The organism is Hymenobacter sp. 5516J-16, assembly GCF_022919335.1.
In the GTDB taxonomy this organism is placed as follows: Bacteria; Bacteroidota; Bacteroidia; order Cytophagales; family Hymenobacteraceae; genus Hymenobacter; species Hymenobacter sublimis.
In genome coordinates, this window is record NZ_CP095058.1 from 232,504 (window position 1) to 247,408 (window position 14,905).

Consider the following 14,905-nt stretch of genomic DNA (forward strand, 5'->3'; position numbering starts at 1 on the left):
GCGCCCGCAGGAAAACAGCAAGTCGGGAGGAGCGGGCGGCAGCCGGCAGCATCGGAGCCGGCAAACCCAGGAACGAGGGGCAGGCCACTGGATGGGGCAACTGCACTGTTCGCCCCAAATATAGATTCCTGCTAGTTTGACTGACGCGCTTTGCCGCCACTATTGCTGAAAATAAACTCTGTAATCGATTGTGGTAGCAAGGGCCGCTACCGCCCCTAATGAAACGTGCTATCTTCCTGTTTCTAAACGCTCCTACCTCTTATGCCCGTCCGCGACATCCTGCAACTTGGCCACCCACTACTCCGGGCCGTGGCCGAGCCCGTAGCCGACCCTAGCGCTCCCGCAATAGCCAACCTAGTCACGGACCTGACCGACACCGTGGCCCACTGGCGCGACACCACCGGCTACGGCCGGGCCATTGCCGCACCTCAGATTGGGGAGTTGCAGCGCGTGATTCTGCTGCGCCTGCCGGGCCGGCCGGTGTGGCCGCTCATCAATCCCAGCATCATCGCCCACAGCCCTGAGAAACTGGTTGTTTGGGATGCCTGCCTCTCCTTCCTCTCCATATTCATGCAGGTAGAGCGCTACGAGTGGATTCGGGTGCGCTACCAGGACCAGCAGGGCCAGTGGCACGAAGCCCACGCCGGCCGCGAAGACGACCTAGCCGAGCTACTCCAGCACGAAATCGACCACCTCGATGGCATCCTCTCCCTGGACCGCATGGTGGACGTGAAGTCCCTCTGCTCCCGCGAGGAGTTTGAGCGGCAGTTTAAAGCCAACAGCCCCTACGGGCGGTAGCCAAAGCGTACAAACCGGCTGTCATTCCGAGCGGAGCGAGGAATCTGGGGCAAGCCTTTCAACGATTTCACCCAGATTCCTCCTGCGTCGGAATGACAGCCGGTTTCTTTAGGCCAGCGCCGCTGCTTCGAGCCACTACCCCTACCTTGCGCCTCATGGTCAGCCCCTACTACCCCTTCCTCGTCTACGACCTGCAAGAAAATGCTACCCGGAACGCCAGTACCGGATTGTGGTCGACTTGTCGGAAATGGATGATTACTACGCCGTATTCGAGAAGCACGGCTTCAGCGGCAGCGGCGCATCCTGGGCCGAGCACATCGAAACCATCGTGGAAGAGCACGAACCGGAGCTGCTAGAGCACATTGAGGTAGCGGGCGAAGGAGAAGTCTTCCGGGCCTACGCCGACAGCCGGGCCGCTACGCAGCAGTTTCTACGCCTCGTTCACCCCATCTTCGCCGACCTCGGCAGCCTGAATAAGTACCTCAGCCAAGCCGACCCCGGCGACTTTTTTGAGTAGGTTATTTAAGGTAGCAGAAGGCAGTTTCTTGTTAAACATGGTATTTAGGAAGGTCTTTATTTCCAGCAGTTGAACCTCCCGCGCGCGGGAGGTTTACTATACAGAAGGCAGATGAACTTGCTGGACATTGAATCGAGCAAATCCGTAGGCTACCTGCCACTTTAGAATCCAGCGCAGCCATCCTCGCTGCCAATGGGCGCCCCATCGGGCATGGGTAAGGCGGGGGCGGGCTGGAATTTCTCGGGGTTTCTTCGAACTGCTGGATGGTGCGCAGGGCGGCAAACATGGTGGCTTTGCGGTTCTCATCTTTGTTCGATTTCACCTCTTTTTGCAGCCAGGTTTTCAGCTCGTCCACTTTCATAGTGGTCAGGGCCTTTACGCCGGCGGGTGCCTGCGAGGTAGCGGCTAGAGTCAGCAGGCGGTGCAGGGTGAGCGTGTTTACTAGGCGCTGCAGCTCGCCGGGGTAGCCGGCTTCGGGCTTGGCCTGCCAGGTTTGTTTTACTAGTCTGTCGAGCACGGCGGCCAGGCCGGGCTGCTCCTGGTGGCGGGCGTGGTACTCTTCGAGGCGGGCAGCGCGCTGGGGGTTCAGCAGAAACTCCAGGGTAGTAGCCGCCGCTGATTCGGCCGCGCCGGTAGGGTCGAAAGTGAGGCCGGTGCGGGTGCTAAAGGTTTCGCGGGTGCGCGGGTAGTTGACCGGGCGGGGCGGAATTTTAGCCAGCAGCTCCTCCGAGAGAGCCAGCTCGCGGGGCGAAATGGTGCGTAGCAACGCATCGAAGGCTTTCCACTGCTCGGCGGGTTCTATCAGGCGCGTCACGGTCTGGCCGTCTCCTTTCACGGCGTAGGTGTAGTAAAGGCCGCCCAGCACCTTGGAGGTGGCTTCTACCTGGTAGCGCTGCAGCAGGTACATGGGCACCAGCACTTCTTCCAGGGTAGCCATGGGCTGGCCGGGAGCAATGGCTTTTTCGGAAAAGCGGTCCAGCACGGCCCGGCGCACATCCATGACGTGGTGCAACTCGTCGGCGGCGCTGGTGCCGTTGTCCCAGAGGTGGGCCAGCGGGTGCGCCCCGCCCTGGGCCCGGGCGTCGGCATCGGCCATGAACACGTAACCGTCCCGGAGCGTCTGGGTGATGATGTTCTTGAGCGCGGCGGCCTCATCAGTCTGCGGGCCAAAATCCTGGTAGCCGTAGAGGATGGCGCGCTTGTCCCAGGAGCCGATTTCGGTGGTGTAGGCCTCGCTTAGGTCCACGGTGCCATCGGGCCGGAGTTTGAGGCGGGGCACGGGGTAGTCCATCACCGACGACCGGTCGCGGGTGCTGGCGGCGTAGTTGTGGTAGAGGCCCAAGGTGTGGCCTACCTCGTGGGCGGCCAGCTGGCGCAGGCGGGCCATGCTCATACGCAGCATGTCGGGGCTGGTGGGTTTGCCGTCCTTGTAGGGCTGCAGCAAGCCTTCGGCAATCAGGTAGTCCTGCCGCTCGCGCAAGGATCCCAAGGACACCTGCCCCTTGAGGATTTCGCCGGTGCGCGGGTCCACGATGGAGGAGCCGTACGACCAGCCGCGGGAGGAGCGGTGAATCCACTGAATCAGGTTGTAGCGGATGTCCATGGGGTCCACGCCCTCGGGCAGCATCTTCACCTGGAAGGCATTGCGGTAGCCGGCCGCCTCAAAGGCCTGGTTCCACCAGGCGGCCCCTTCCAGCAGGGCTGAGCGCACGGGCTCGGGCGTGCCCCGGTCGAGGTAATACACAATGGGCTCCACCGGCTCACTCACGGCCGCGGCGGGGTCTTTCTTCTGGAGACGGTGGCGCACAATCTGCCGCTTCTGAATGGGCTGATCAATGGGCGCGGCGTAGTCCATGTACTCGTTGGCGAAGTAGCCGGCCCGCGGGTCGAAGGCGCGGGGCTTGTAGCCCGCATCCGGCAGCTGAATAAAGGAGTGGTGCAGGTGCACCGTCACGGCGCTGGGGTCGGGCGTGACGGAGTTGATTTCGCGGCCTTTGCCCTTGCCCGTAAGCGTCACCACGGCTTCAAACTCGGTGTTCTGCGGAAACGACTTGGTGTTGGGCAGAAATACCGCCGAGCGGCTTTCCTCGGCCTTGTAGGTGCCTTGTTTCAAGTCCTCCAGCTTGTCGCCGAGCTGGTGGGAGTCGCGCAGCAGAAAGGGCGTCAGGTCAATCAGTACCCGGCCTCCCTCCTGGGCTTCGGCTTTGAAACCCCACAGCACCGACTGGGCAAAGGAGTTCTCCACCGACTGCCGCTCCTCGGCGTTCGGGCTCACGGCCCGGAAATCGTAATTCGGTTGCAAGAGCAGAATCTTCGGGCCGCTCTTTACGAACTTCACAATGCGCGTCTGCCCGATCTGGCCGCGGTCCAGGCCCAAATCGTTGGAGCCCACTCCGTTGGGTAGGGTGCTGACGTAGAGGATTTCCTGGTCGAGCTTGTCGATTTCCAGCAGCACCCGGCCCGTTTTCTCGTCCCAGTAAAACGGGAAAAAGCCCGAGGACTTTTGCATGCCCTTGGTTTTCTCGGCCAGGCTTTGGGCCGAAACCAGCTGGGAGCTAACGAGCAGGGAGCCAACCAGGAGCGAGTACAGTTTTTTCATGCGGCGGAGAGGTAGTGAAGGTGGCGGAAGGTAGAAAGGGATGCCGAGGTTGCCAGCAGCTACGGCACAAGTTTAGCGCTTCTTCAATGCAGATTAGTGTGAGTACTAGTTTCCTTCTTTTCCAAGGAAGGGAACTAGTACTCACGCCACGGGTAGTTTTCCACCAATCGGGGCTCACCCTCACCGCCGCCAATTGCAGATTATCTTGTTACTTGGAAACCGTTCCGTTCTTACTCTACCATCGTGTCCTCAACTTCTGCTGCCCGCTGGAAACTGGTGCTGGGCTCCCCGGCCGATGTCGCCAATGAAATTCCCTTCTCCCCCGACTATGGGCGCATGGATGAGGTGCTTACCCAACTCTACGACCAAGATGGCGAACGGAAAGCCGGTCTGGGCGGCTCGGCCCCCAAGGTTAGCCGCTGGCTGGGCGACATCCGCACCTACTTCCCGTCGTCGGTGGTGGCCGTAATGCAGCAGGACGCCATGGACCGCCTGGGCCTGCACCAACTGCTGCTGGAGCCCGAAGTGCTGCGCACCGTGCAAGCCGATGTGCACCTGGTGGGTACCCTGCTGTCGTTAAGCCGAGTGATGCCCCAGAAAGTGAAGCACACGGCTCGGGAGGTAGTAAGCAAGGTAGTGCGCGAGCTGGAGCAGAAGCTAGCCAACCCGCTGCGCCAGGCCGTGCAAGGGGCCCTGAGCCGGGCCGTGCGCAACCCGCGCCCCCGCTACCACGAAATCAACTGGGCCGCTACCATCCGGGCCAACCTCAAGCACTACCAGCCCCAGTACAAAACGGTAGTGCCCGAAAAGCTCATCGGCTACGGGCGGCGCGGGCAGGCACTCAAGGAAATTGTGCTGTGCGTGGACCAGAGCGGATCCATGGCCTCCTCAGTGGTGTACGCGGGCGTGTTTGGAGCGGTGCTGGCCTCGTTGAAGGCGGTGAAAACCCACATGGTGGTCTTCGATACGGCCGTAGTCAACCTGAGCGAAAACCTGCAGGACCCGGTGGATTTGCTATTTGGGGTGCAGCTTGGCGGCGGCACCGACATCAACCTGGCCCTCACCTACTGCCAGCAGCTCATCACCCGCCCCACCGATACTATTCTGGTGCTCATCAGCGACTTGTACGAGGGCGGCAACGAGCGGGAAATGCTCAAGCGCGCCGCCGCCCTCAAAGCTGCCGGCGTGACGATGGTGGCCCTGCTGGCCCTCGCCGACGACGGCGCCCCCTCCTTCGACCGCCGCGTGGCCGAGCAGCTAGCCACTCTGGGCATTCCGAGCTTTGCCTGCACACCCGGCCAGTTCCCGCAACTGATGGCCGCCGCCATTCAGGGGCAGGAGCTGAAGGTATAGCGTCCAAGGCAAGGCTCAGGGAAGGGGTAGGTCGGTGAAATGCACGAGGCACCGCCAGGATTTCTTATTGGCAAAGCAATTCAACTACGGTTCTGCTACTAGGAATTTATACCTGTTGACCTGGATTTTTACGAGGTCCGGATGTTACTTGTAGGCTGTCCTCGCTTCGTCGGTTTACGCCGGCTCGCGTACTACCGGCAAGTGCCTATCCTCACCCATTCTCCGTCAACTAATGGCTACCTCCACTACTCCTGACACTATCTTCCGCCTAGGTGGCGACCTGACCATCAACCGCATGGGCTACGGGGCCATGCGCATCACCGGCGACGGTATTTGGGGCCCGCCCCAGAACCACGCCGAGGCCATCCGGGTGCTGCAGCGGGCCGTGGAGCTGGGTGTCAACTTTATTGACACGGCCGACAGCTACGGTCCGCACGTGTCAGAAGAACTTATTGCCGAGGCCCTCCACCCTTACAAGCCCGGACTGGTGATTGGCACCAAGGGCGGCCTGCTGCGCACGGGGCCCAACCAGTGGCCCATTAACGCCAGCCCCGCCCACCTGCGCGAAGCCCTGGAAGGCAGCCTGCAGCGCCTGAAACTAGATACGATTGACCTCTATCAGCTCCACCGCGTCGACCCGAACGTACCGTTTGAACAAACCCTGGAATTGTTGCAGCAGGTGCAGGAAGAAGGCTTGGTCAAGCACATCGGCCTGTCAGAGGTGACCGTAGAGCAGATTCAGCAGGCTCAGCAGTACGTCAAGGTTGTGTCGGTGCAGAACATGTACAGCGTGGACAACCGCAAGTGGGAGGCGGAGCTGGACTTCTGCGAGAAAAATGGTTTGGCTTTCATTCCGTGGTACCCACTAGCCGGCGGCAACGAGCAGGCCCTCAGCAAGCTGGCTACCATCGGGCAGAAGTATAACGCCAGCAAGCAGCAGGTAGCCCTGAGCTGGCTGCTGCACCGCTCGCCCAACATTCTCCTGATTCCGGGCACCTCCAAGGTCAAGCATCTGGAAGAAAACGTGCAAGCCGCCTCCCTGGCCCTTACCCTCGACGACATGGCCGAGCTAGAAAACCTGGGCGGCTCAGCGGGGGCGGAGTAAGTAGGCCGGCGGCTGGTTCCGAAACCCGGTTGGGGCAGCGCGCTACCTGCATGCTGCCCCAACCGGGTTTTCGTACGCTGCGGGCTTGCGTAACTTGCGGCACCGTTCGGTTATCATGCGGAAGAACGCTCGGGCCAAACGCAGCCCGTTCGACACCCCGCCGCGGGTAGCTGGCCCCACTGAGTGGCACCCTTATGAGTAAAACTGTACAGATTGGCGAGCTGGCCGTGGAAGTAGTGCGCAAAGCCATCCGGACCATGCGCGTCACGGTGTATCCGCCGGCGGGCCGGGTGCGCGTGGCCGTGCCCCTGCGCCTGCCCGAAGAAACCATCCATCAGTTCGTGCTTTCTCGCCAGGCCTGGATTCAAAAGCACCAGGCGCGGTTTGCGGCCCTACCCCAGCCCGTGGCCGTAACCTACCAAACGGGCGAAACCCACTATTACCAGGGCCGCCCCTACGAGCTGCGCGTGCACGCTACCACCAGCCGCGCCCGGGTAGTTCTTTCCGAAGAACACCTAAACCTGTACGCGGCAACCGACAGCACCCCCGCCGAGCGTGCCGCCGTGCTCAATGCCTGGTACCGGGCCCGCCTAAAAGAACAAATTCCGGCTTTGTTAACTTACTGGGAACCTGTTGTGGGGGCCCGGGCCGAGGCCTGGGGCGTGAAGCAAATGAAAACCCGCTGGGGCACCTGCAACATCCGAGCCCGGCGCATCTGGTTGAGCCTGGAGCTGGCCAAGAAGCCCGCAGGCTGCCTGGAATACGTGGTAGTACACGAACTGGTGCACCTGCACGAGCGTCTGCACAACGCCCGTTTTTGGGGCCTGATGGACCAGTTCATGCCCGATTGGCGCCAGCACAAAGCGGCCCTGCAAACCAACCCCACCGGCCAGGAATCCGGCGGTGGCGACGACGCCGACTAGGGGCGCTACCTGCTTTGAGGTGGTAAGCCGTTAGAAGTGAAGGAAAACCTAGAAAACCGTCATGTCGAGCTGGTCGAGACATCGCGCGTGCTAAGGTTGGGGTAGTACTTCAATATCAGCACGCGCGATGTCTCGACCAGCTCGACATGACGCTCCTGAAGTAGCCATAACCGGCGCCTTACCACTTACAAGCTACGGTTCCTACCCCTCTCACCCGCCAAAACCGCCGCCTACTCCGGCGCTACCCGCCCTGCACCCGTACACGCGTACACGTGTGGACCCAATATAACGGCATGGACATGGCCTCAACCAACAACCTGCAACGCTTCCTAGACGCTCAGCAAACCAATTATTCGGTGGCGCTGGCCGAGATACAAAATGGCCGCAAGCGCAGCCACTGGATGTGGTATATATTTCCCCAAATCCAGGGGCTGGGGTTTAGCGAAACCTCTCGATTCTACGCCATTCGGAGCCGCGCCGAAGCCGAGGCCTTTCTGCAGCATCCAGTGCTTGGGCCGCGCCTGCTGGAAATATCCCGGGCGCTGCTAGCCTTACCCAGCTCTAACGCCACCGCCATTTTCGGCAGCCCCGACGACTTGAAGCTAAAGTCCTCCATGACGCTGTTTTCCTGCGTGCCCAACGCCGACCCCGTCTTTGAGCAAGTGCTGGACAAGTTCTTCGGTGGGGACCCCGACGGCAAAACCCTGCAGATTCTCAGCCGCTAAGCTGCTTCACTAGGCTGCGGCTACCTCAGCCAGACGACCGTTTCCAGACATTATTTTACTTCCTGCAAGATTCCTTCAATCCGCGCTAATTCTTCCCCACTGAATTGCAGGTTATCCAGGCAGCGCAGGGAGTCGGAAAGCTGCTCGGGTTTGCTGGCCCCGATGAGTACGGACGTCACCCGTTCGTCGCGCAGAATCCAGCTCAGGGCCATTTGGGCCAGACTTTGGCCGCGCTCCTGGGCTAGCGTATTGAGTTGCTGCACCTGACTGAGGCGCTCCGGAGTAAGTTGATTTTCGGTGAGGAAGCCTACCCCTTTGGCCACGCGGGAGTCCTCGGGGATGCCGTGCAGGTACTTGTCCGTCAGCAGGCCCTGGGCCAGGGGCGAGAACGGGATGCACCCTACCCCTTCCTCGCCCAGCAAATCCAGCAGGCCGCCTTCTACCCACCGCTCAAACATGGAGTATTTGGGCTGGTGAATCAGGCAGGGCGTGCCCAACTCCCGCAGAATACGGATGGCCTCGGCGGCCTCCTGGGGCTGGTAGTTACTGATGCCCACGTACAGGGCCTTGCCCTGGCGCACTACCTGGTCGAGGGCACCCATGGTTTCTGCCAGGGGCGTATCGGGGTCGGGGCGGTGCGAGTAGAAGATGTCCACGTATTCCAGCTTCATGCGCCGGAGACTTTGGTCGAGGCTGGAAATGAGGTATTTGCGCGAGCCCCACTCCCGTAGGGACCTTCCCACATGTGGTAGCCAGCCTTGGTGGAGATGATGAGCTCGTCGCGGTAGCTGCGGAAGTCTTCCTTCAGGATGCGGCCGAAGTTGGTTTCTGCCGAGCCGGGGGGCGGGCCGTAGTTGTTGGCCAGGTCGAAGTGGGTTACACCGCTGTCGAAGGCCCGGTGCAGGGTAGCGCGGAAGTTCTGGAGCACATCCACGTCGCCGAAGTTGTGCCAGAGGCCCAAGGACACGGCTGGCAGCTTCAGGCCGCTGCGGCCGCAGCGGCGGTACTGCATGGAAGAGGAATAGCGGGTAGGGCTGGGTTGGTAGGGCATGGCGTTGGTTGCGGTTAGCTGATGACGTTGGGGCGGCAAGTACGCAGGAACCTGGAAATAGTCCGTACGCTGCCCGCTCTTTGTTGCGCCGACCAGTCTACTTTTCCCGACCTTTTGCCGGGCAACCCGGCTTGCTCCGAGCCCCAGCTGTTTCTTCCCTCTCCTCCCGCCCATGAGCCACCTGATTCCGACCTACCGGCTGCAGTACTTCTCCCGTCCTGATGATGAGGTAGCGGACGTATTTTTCCTGGACGAGTATACCCACACCGGCGGTCCGCCCCTCGGAACTCCCTACCGGGGCAACTACTACAAGATTGGCATTTGCCTGCGCGGCACGGCGGAGCTGAAGGCCAACCTGGAAACCTACGTTATCGAGCCCGGTAGCCTGATGCTCATTACGCCCCACATTATCAAGGAATGGACGTCCTTCTCCCCTGACCACGACAGCCTTTCCGTTTTCTTTACCCCGGAGTTTATTACCACCCGCAACCACATTCCAGTTGATCATTTCCAGTTCCTGGAAAATGCCAGCCGGCACGTGTTGCCCCTCGCGGCGGCCGAGGCCATGAGCATCACGGCGTCGTTGCGGCTCTTGCAGCAGAAGTTTCAGGCCGCGGCTCCCTACCGCAATCAGGTCATCAAAAGCCTCATCAACAGCCTGCTCTATGAGGTAATAGGCCTCTACGATCAGCAGCAGGCGGCGCGCCAGGCCACCCAAACGCGAGGCCAGCTGCTCACGGCCGAGTTTAAGCTCCTGGTGAACCGGTACAGTACCACCGAGCGCAGCGTGAAGTTCTACGCCGACCGTCTGTGCATCACACCCAAACACCTCACCGAAACCGTGAAGCAAACCACCGGCAAAACTGCCGGCGAGTGGATTGAGGAAGCCGTGATGCTAGAAGCCAAGGCTCTGCTGCAAAACCAGCAGCTCACCGTAGCCCAGGTCGCCGACCTGCTCCACTTCACCGACCAGTCGGCCTTCAGCCGGTTTTTCCGCAACAGCCTCGGCCTCTCGCCCACCGCCTACAAGCAGGCGGGATAGTTGCTAGGTGTATGCCGGGCAGAGAGTGACGGCTTCTGAAAACAGTAATCGTGTCCTGCTGAGCTCGTCGAAGCATCTTTACCTCTGGCTAACGCAATCATGCAGGCGAAGCGGGAGAGATGCTTCGACCAGCTCAGCAGGACACGGCCTATTAAGAAAGACTTCACAGCCGCCGCTTTCCGCTGTTTCGCCCAACTTTCCCGCCGTTTCGCTCTTTCCGGCGGCTTTGTTACGGACCACCTTTGCCGGGTATCCGTCACTCATTTCCATTTCCTATGATTCTGATAACCGGCGCTACCGGCCACATCGGCTCGGCTGTACTTGAACAACTCCTGCGCAAACTTCCCGCCAGCCAGCTTGCCGCCCTGGTCCGCGACGAAGCCAAAGCCACCCACCTGAAAGCGCAAGGTGTAGACATCCGGGTAGGTGACTACCGCAACGTAGCATCGCTAGACCAGGCCATGCGGGGCATTACCAAGGTGCTGCTAGTTTCCGGCGGGGCTGACGAGGATGGCCTCCAACAGCACTACAACGTGGTGGATGCCGCCAAAAAGGCCGGCGTAGGGTGTATAGCCTACACCAGCCGCGCCCTCCGGGAGCCCGCTACCCTGGTTAACCAGCTCATGGAGCGCCACTTCCGGACGGAAGACTACATCCGGGCCAGCGGCCTACCCTACCTGCTGTTTCGCAACATTCTGTACATGGATACGCTACCACAGTTCGTGGGCCGCAGGTGTTTGAAAAGGGCATCCAGCTCCCGGCCGGCCAGGGCCGCGTGGCCTTCGCCCTCCGCCGCGACCAGGGCGAGGCCATTGCCAACGTCCTCGCCGACGACTCCTGCCAAAACCGCATCCTCACCTTCACTGGCGCCGCTACCTATTCCTTTGCCGATGTAGCCCAGGCCCTAACTGAGCTATCCGGCCGGCCCGTGGAGTATACCCCTGTTGAGGAGCCCGAGTTTATGGCCCGCCTACGTACCCAGGGTTTGCCCGAGGTAGCCGTGGAGCGCATCACCGGCTTCCTCACCGACATCAAAAACGGCCAGGAATCCACCGTCACTGCCGAGCTGGCCGATTGGCTGGGCCGCCCGCCTACCCCGCTGAAGGAAGGAGTGAAGGAGATTTTTAAGCTGTAAGGGGCGGCAGAAATAACCTTAAGACATCCCAATCAGAACCCTTAACAGCACGCAAAGCCATTGTAAACAGAAAGATGCCGTGCTGCTTCAGCCAATACAGATCGGTGTGCAGACGCAGTCTGCCTAGCCACCAAAGTTAAATTTCTCCCCGACCTTCGGCCACCTTATTGCCCGTTTCGTTGTTATCAACGAATCCCAAATTTCAATCTGTTGGCTGAACAACCTACCTATACTGACCCTTACGCGCTGGAAAAAGAGCTGCGCAAGGTACAGGCCCTCATGAAGCTCGAGCAGCAGGAGGACCTGGAGCAATTCAAAATCAAGAGCGCCCAGGCCACCATTGCCGAGCGCCAGAAGCGGGGCCTGACCTGGTATCCCGTCAAAATCACGAGCGAAGACATTGGCTTCGGCGGCAAGCTCGTCCTGGAGCTGGAACGGCCGGCTGGGGCGGGCGGCCTCCACTTGTTTCAGGTGGGCAAAAACGCGGCGCTATTTGGCAACATCCCCGGCCGCTCCGGCTCCGACCGCCCGACCCTTTCGGGCGTTATTACCAGCGTCAAGCGCAATAAAATTCTGCTGGCTACCACCAAGGAAGACTTGCCCGACTGGGTGGACGAAGGCAAGCTGGGCGTGGACTTGACCTTTGACGAGGTCAGCTACCGCGAAATGGAGTACGCCCTGGGTAAGGTCATGGGCGCCTTCGACTCGCGGCTGGCGGAGCTACGCGACGTGCTGCTAGGTGCCAAACCGGCCCGCTATAAGCCCGAGTCGGAAGCTACGCTGTACTACCCCTCGCCCCTGAACGAAAGCCAGTTGGCGGCCGTGCGCCACGTGCTGGCGGCCCAGGATGTGGCCATTATTCACGGCCCGCCCGGCACCGGCAAAACCACCACCCTGGTGCAAGCCATTCTGGAAACCATCCGGCGGGAGCGGCGGGTGCTGGTGTGCGCCCCGAGCAACACGGCGGTAGATTTGCTTACCGAAAAGCTGGCCGAGCGCGGCGTCAACGTGATTCGCATGGGCAACCCCTCCCGGGTGTCGGATCTGCTGCTTCAGCACACGCTCGACGCGCAGATTATGAACCACAAGAGCTACGCCGAGCTGCGCAGCATGCGCCAAACCGCCGAGCAGTACCGCGAGGAGGCTGGTAAGTTCAAGCGCCACTTCGGCTGGGAGGAGCGGGAGCAGCGTCGCCTGCTCAAGCAGCAAGCCCACGACTTGCTGCAGGAGTCGGATCAGTTGGAGCGTTACATCACGGAGGACCTGCTGGAGCAGGTGCAGGTAATTACGTGCACCTTGGTGGGAGCTAGCAACCGGGCTATTCGCCACCTCACCTACGAAACGGTGTTCATCGACGAGGCGGCTCAGGCCCTAGAGCCGGGCTGCTGGATTCCGATTACCAAGGCCAACCGCGTAGTGCTGGCCGGCGACCATCAGCAGCTGCCGCCCACCGTGAAAAGCGAGAAAGCGGCGGCCCAGGGCCTGCGCGAGACGTTGTTCGAGAAGTGCATCCGGCGCCAGCCCGACACAGCCCGCATGCTGGAGGTGCAGTACCGCATGCACGAGCAGATCATGGAGTTCAGTTCGGAGCAGTTCTACGAAGGCCGGCTGAAAGCCGCGCCTAGCGTAGCTCACGCCGACCTGCCCGACTACGACCTACGCTTCGCCCCCGACATGGCCGTGGAGTTCCTCGATACGGCCGGCTTTAGCTTTCAGGAGCTGACCATTGAGGAAAGCCGCTCCACGGCCAACCCCGAGGAAGCCGACCTGCTGCTCAAGCGCCTGGCCCAGCTGCTGGAACCCTACGATGCCGCCGACCACACCGAGGACCTGCTCACCATCGGGGTCATTGCTCCCTACCGCGCCCAAATCAACTATCTCAAGGACGCCGTGGAGGACAACGACGAGCTGGCCGGCCTGCTGGAGCACCGCATGCTCAGCATCGGCACCGTGGATGCCTTCCAGGGCCAGGAGCGCGACATCATTGCCATTAGCCTCACCCGCTCCAACCCTCAGGGAGAAATCGGTTTTCTAAGTGACATTCGCCGCATGAACGTGGGCATGACCCGGGCCCGCCGCAAGCTCTTACTCGTCGGCGACTCCAGCACCCTGGGCTCCCACCCCTTCTACAAAGCCTTCCTCGACTACGTGGAAAGCATCGGGGCCTACCGCACGGCCTGGGAGCTGCAATAAGTAGTGAACTAGTGAGATGGTGAAATGGTGAGTTTGGCGTTCTAGCGGCGCGTATGGCGTGCAAGTGCCCCGCTGGGACTTTGGCTTGGCGGAGGGGGTAGTCCAGCTACTACTACATCGTCCCGCCAGGACGCTTGCGCCGGCCTAACAGCAAACTCACCATCTCACTAGTTCACCGCTTCCTCCGTATTTATCCCGCCTTGTCGTACTAACACGGAAAAGCCCCTTCGCCATGAACGGGGCTTTTTTTTGCGCGTACCACGGCTACCATCCTGTTCCACTCTTCTATGAAAACCTACACTATTGTCCTGCACGGCGGCGCCGTGACCATGGACCCCGCCCAGATGACACCCGACCTAGAAGCGGCCATCCGCCAAGGACTTCAGGAGGCGCTGCAGGCTGGCTGGGAAATCCTGCACCGGGGCGGCTCGGCCCTCGATGCGGTTGAGGCGGCCGTATGCAGCCTGGAAAACAACGAGCACTTCAATGCGGGCCGGGGCAGTAGCCTTAACAAGCAGGGTGAGGTGGAAATGGATGCCTCTATCATGGACGGCCGCACCCTGAAAGCTGGGGCCGTAAATAGCGTCCGGTACGTGAAAAACCCCGTTAGCCTAGCCCGCACCGTGATGGAGCGGTGCCAGCACGTGCATATCTCCGACGAAGGTGCCCTGGAATTTGCCCTGCAGCACAGCTTAACCATGGAAGCCGTACACTACTTTCAGACGGAAAAAGCCCGCCAGGAGTGGCTGGAAATCATTCAGGACGAGGAAAAGCAGCCCCGGGGCCATGATACCGTGGGGGCCGTGGCCCTGGACCAGGAGGGCAACCTGGCCGTGGCCACCAGCACGGGCGGCATCGAGGGCCAGCTCAAGGGTAGAGTAGGCGACAGTCCCATCATCGGGGGTGGCTCTTACGCCGCCAATGAGGCCTGCGCCGTCTCGTGCACCGGTGACGGTGAAATAATTTTGCGCGGTGCCCTGGCTCATGAAGTCTACGCCTTGGTCAAATACAAAGGCCTTTCGGCCCCTGAGGCCTGCCGGGAAGCCGTCCAGCTGCGCGAGGAGGACCTAAAGGGTGATAAAGGCTTCATTGCCATTGATAAAGATGGCCAGATAGCCATTGAAAGCAACACCAATATCATGCGGTGCGCCTACCGCATTGGCGAGCAGGAACCCTTCGTGGCCGTGTGGCGCGAGGAGCTTTCCTGATGCCGTAGCTTCCATGGTATACTAGCTCACACCAGACGTGAGCCCAACCCTGGAAGGACTGATAAGTGCAAGATCCGTTTTGGGGTAGGAATGCAGTTCAAAACGCAGCGTAAGAACTCGGTAGCTTGCTACTTTAAGCCCTGATTTGTCATCGATTTAGTTCATGACAAAATTTTACAAAGGCCATTTCTGCTGCCCAAGCGGCACTACCTGCCCAGCCGGCACCGACAAATCCGGGCTATTTCCGTAACTAGCC

General features: G+C 60.7%; 12 protein-coding genes and 1 pseudogene. 11 read left to right on the top strand and 2 right to left on the bottom strand.

Features of this window, described 5'->3' with window-relative positions; translation table 11 throughout:
• The first annotated feature begins 261 nt into the window (after positions 1–261).
• Positions 262–798, top strand: a complete 537-nt coding sequence (locus MUN84_RS01175) for a peptide deformylase (protein ID WP_244696284.1) — start codon at positions 262–264, stop codon at positions 796–798.
• Positions 799–1,027: 229 nt separating this feature from the next.
• A complete protein-coding gene (locus MUN84_RS01180; RefSeq protein ID WP_244696285.1) occupies positions 1,028–1,315 on the top strand; it encodes an Imm51 family immunity protein in 288 nt (95 codons plus the stop codon).
• Positions 1,316–1,346: 31 nt separating this feature from the next.
• Here the strand turns inward: MUN84_RS01180 and MUN84_RS01185 are convergent, their stop codons facing one another.
• Positions 1,347–3,914: a zinc-dependent metalloprotease gene (locus tag MUN84_RS01185; protein WP_244696286.1), complete on the bottom strand. Its 2,568-nt coding sequence runs from the start codon at positions 3,912–3,914 to the stop codon at positions 1,347–1,349.
• Between the two features lie 243 nt (positions 3,915–4,157).
• Between MUN84_RS01185 and MUN84_RS01190 the strand changes: the two genes are divergently transcribed.
• The 4 genes from MUN84_RS01190 to MUN84_RS01205 all read left to right on the top strand — a co-directional run bounded on the left by MUN84_RS01190 (position 4,158) and on the right by MUN84_RS01205 (position 8,020).
• Entirely contained in the window at positions 4,158–5,267 is a 1,110-nt protein-coding gene (locus MUN84_RS01190) for a VWA domain-containing protein (protein ID WP_244696287.1), read from the top strand.
• Positions 5,268–5,499: 232 nt separating this feature from the next.
• Positions 5,500–6,372, top strand: coding sequence for an aldo/keto reductase (locus MUN84_RS01195; protein WP_244696288.1), 873 nt, complete (start codon positions 5,500–5,502; stop codon positions 6,370–6,372).
• A gap of 194 nt (positions 6,373–6,566) precedes the next feature.
• On the top strand, positions 6,567–7,295 hold the full coding sequence (locus MUN84_RS01200) for a M48 family metallopeptidase (RefSeq protein WP_244696289.1): 729 nt from the start codon (positions 6,567–6,569) through the stop codon (positions 7,293–7,295).
• A 272-nt stretch (positions 7,296–7,567) separates the two neighbouring features.
• Complete coding sequence (locus MUN84_RS01205) at positions 7,568–8,020, top strand: DUF1810 domain-containing protein (RefSeq protein ID WP_317239065.1); 453 nt, start codon at positions 7,568–7,570, stop codon at positions 8,018–8,020.
• A 50-nt stretch (positions 8,021–8,070) separates the two neighbouring features.
• On the opposite strand, the pseudogene mgrA reads toward MUN84_RS01205, so the two are convergent.
• A pseudogene (gene mgrA / locus MUN84_RS01210) lies at positions 8,071–9,071 on the bottom strand (L-glyceraldehyde 3-phosphate reductase).
• 172 nt (positions 9,072–9,243) lie between these two features.
• On the opposite strand from mgrA, the gene MUN84_RS01215 reads away from it, so the two are divergent.
• The 5 genes from MUN84_RS01215 (at position 9,244) to MUN84_RS01235 (ending at position 14,649) form a co-directional block, all read left to right on the top strand.
• Positions 9,244–10,113 carry a helix-turn-helix domain-containing protein gene (locus tag MUN84_RS01215; RefSeq protein WP_244696290.1) on the top strand — a complete coding sequence of 290 codons (870 nt, stop codon included), beginning with the start codon at positions 9,244–9,246 and terminating at the stop codon, positions 10,111–10,113.
• 275 nt (positions 10,114–10,388) lie between these two features.
• Complete coding sequence (locus MUN84_RS01220; protein WP_244696291.1) at positions 10,389–11,009, top strand: NAD(P)H-binding protein; 621 nt, start codon at positions 10,389–10,391, stop codon at positions 11,007–11,009.
• 32 nt (positions 11,010–11,041) lie between these two features.
• A complete protein-coding gene (locus tag MUN84_RS01225) occupies positions 11,042–11,248 on the top strand; it encodes a hypothetical protein (RefSeq protein WP_244696292.1) in 207 nt (68 codons plus the stop codon).
• Between the two features lie 210 nt (positions 11,249–11,458).
• Entirely contained in the window at positions 11,459–13,441 is a 1,983-nt protein-coding gene (locus MUN84_RS01230; RefSeq protein ID WP_244696293.1) for an AAA domain-containing protein, read from the top strand.
• Between the two features lie 287 nt (positions 13,442–13,728).
• Positions 13,729–14,649 (top strand): isoaspartyl peptidase/L-asparaginase family protein, encoded by a 921-nt coding sequence (locus MUN84_RS01235; protein WP_244696294.1) that lies wholly within the window; start codon positions 13,729–13,731, stop codon positions 14,647–14,649.
• The last annotated feature ends 256 nt before the right edge of the window (positions 14,650–14,905 follow it).

Bases quoted from the DNA above. Each gene is read 5' to 3' on its own strand.
- MUN84_RS01185 (WP_244696286.1), bottom strand. From the start codon at position 3,914: ATGAAAAAACTGTACTCGCTCCTGGTTGGCTCCCTGCTCGTTAGCTCC.
- MUN84_RS01175 (WP_244696284.1), top strand. From the start codon at position 262: ATGCCCGTCCGCGACATCCTGCAACTTGGCCACCCACTACTCCGGGCC.
- MUN84_RS01235 (WP_244696294.1), top strand. From the start codon at position 13,729: ATGAAAACCTACACTATTGTCCTGCACGGCGGCGCCGTGACCATGGAC.
- MUN84_RS01200 (WP_244696289.1), top strand. From the start codon at position 6,567: ATGAGTAAAACTGTACAGATTGGCGAGCTGGCCGTGGAAGTAGTGCGC.
- MUN84_RS01220 (WP_244696291.1), top strand. From the start codon at position 10,389: ATGATTCTGATAACCGGCGCTACCGGCCACATCGGCTCGGCTGTACTT.
- MUN84_RS01195 (WP_244696288.1), top strand. From the start codon at position 5,500: ATGGCTACCTCCACTACTCCTGACACTATCTTCCGCCTAGGTGGCGAC.
- MUN84_RS01215 (WP_244696290.1), top strand. From the start codon at position 9,244: ATGAGCCACCTGATTCCGACCTACCGGCTGCAGTACTTCTCCCGTCCT.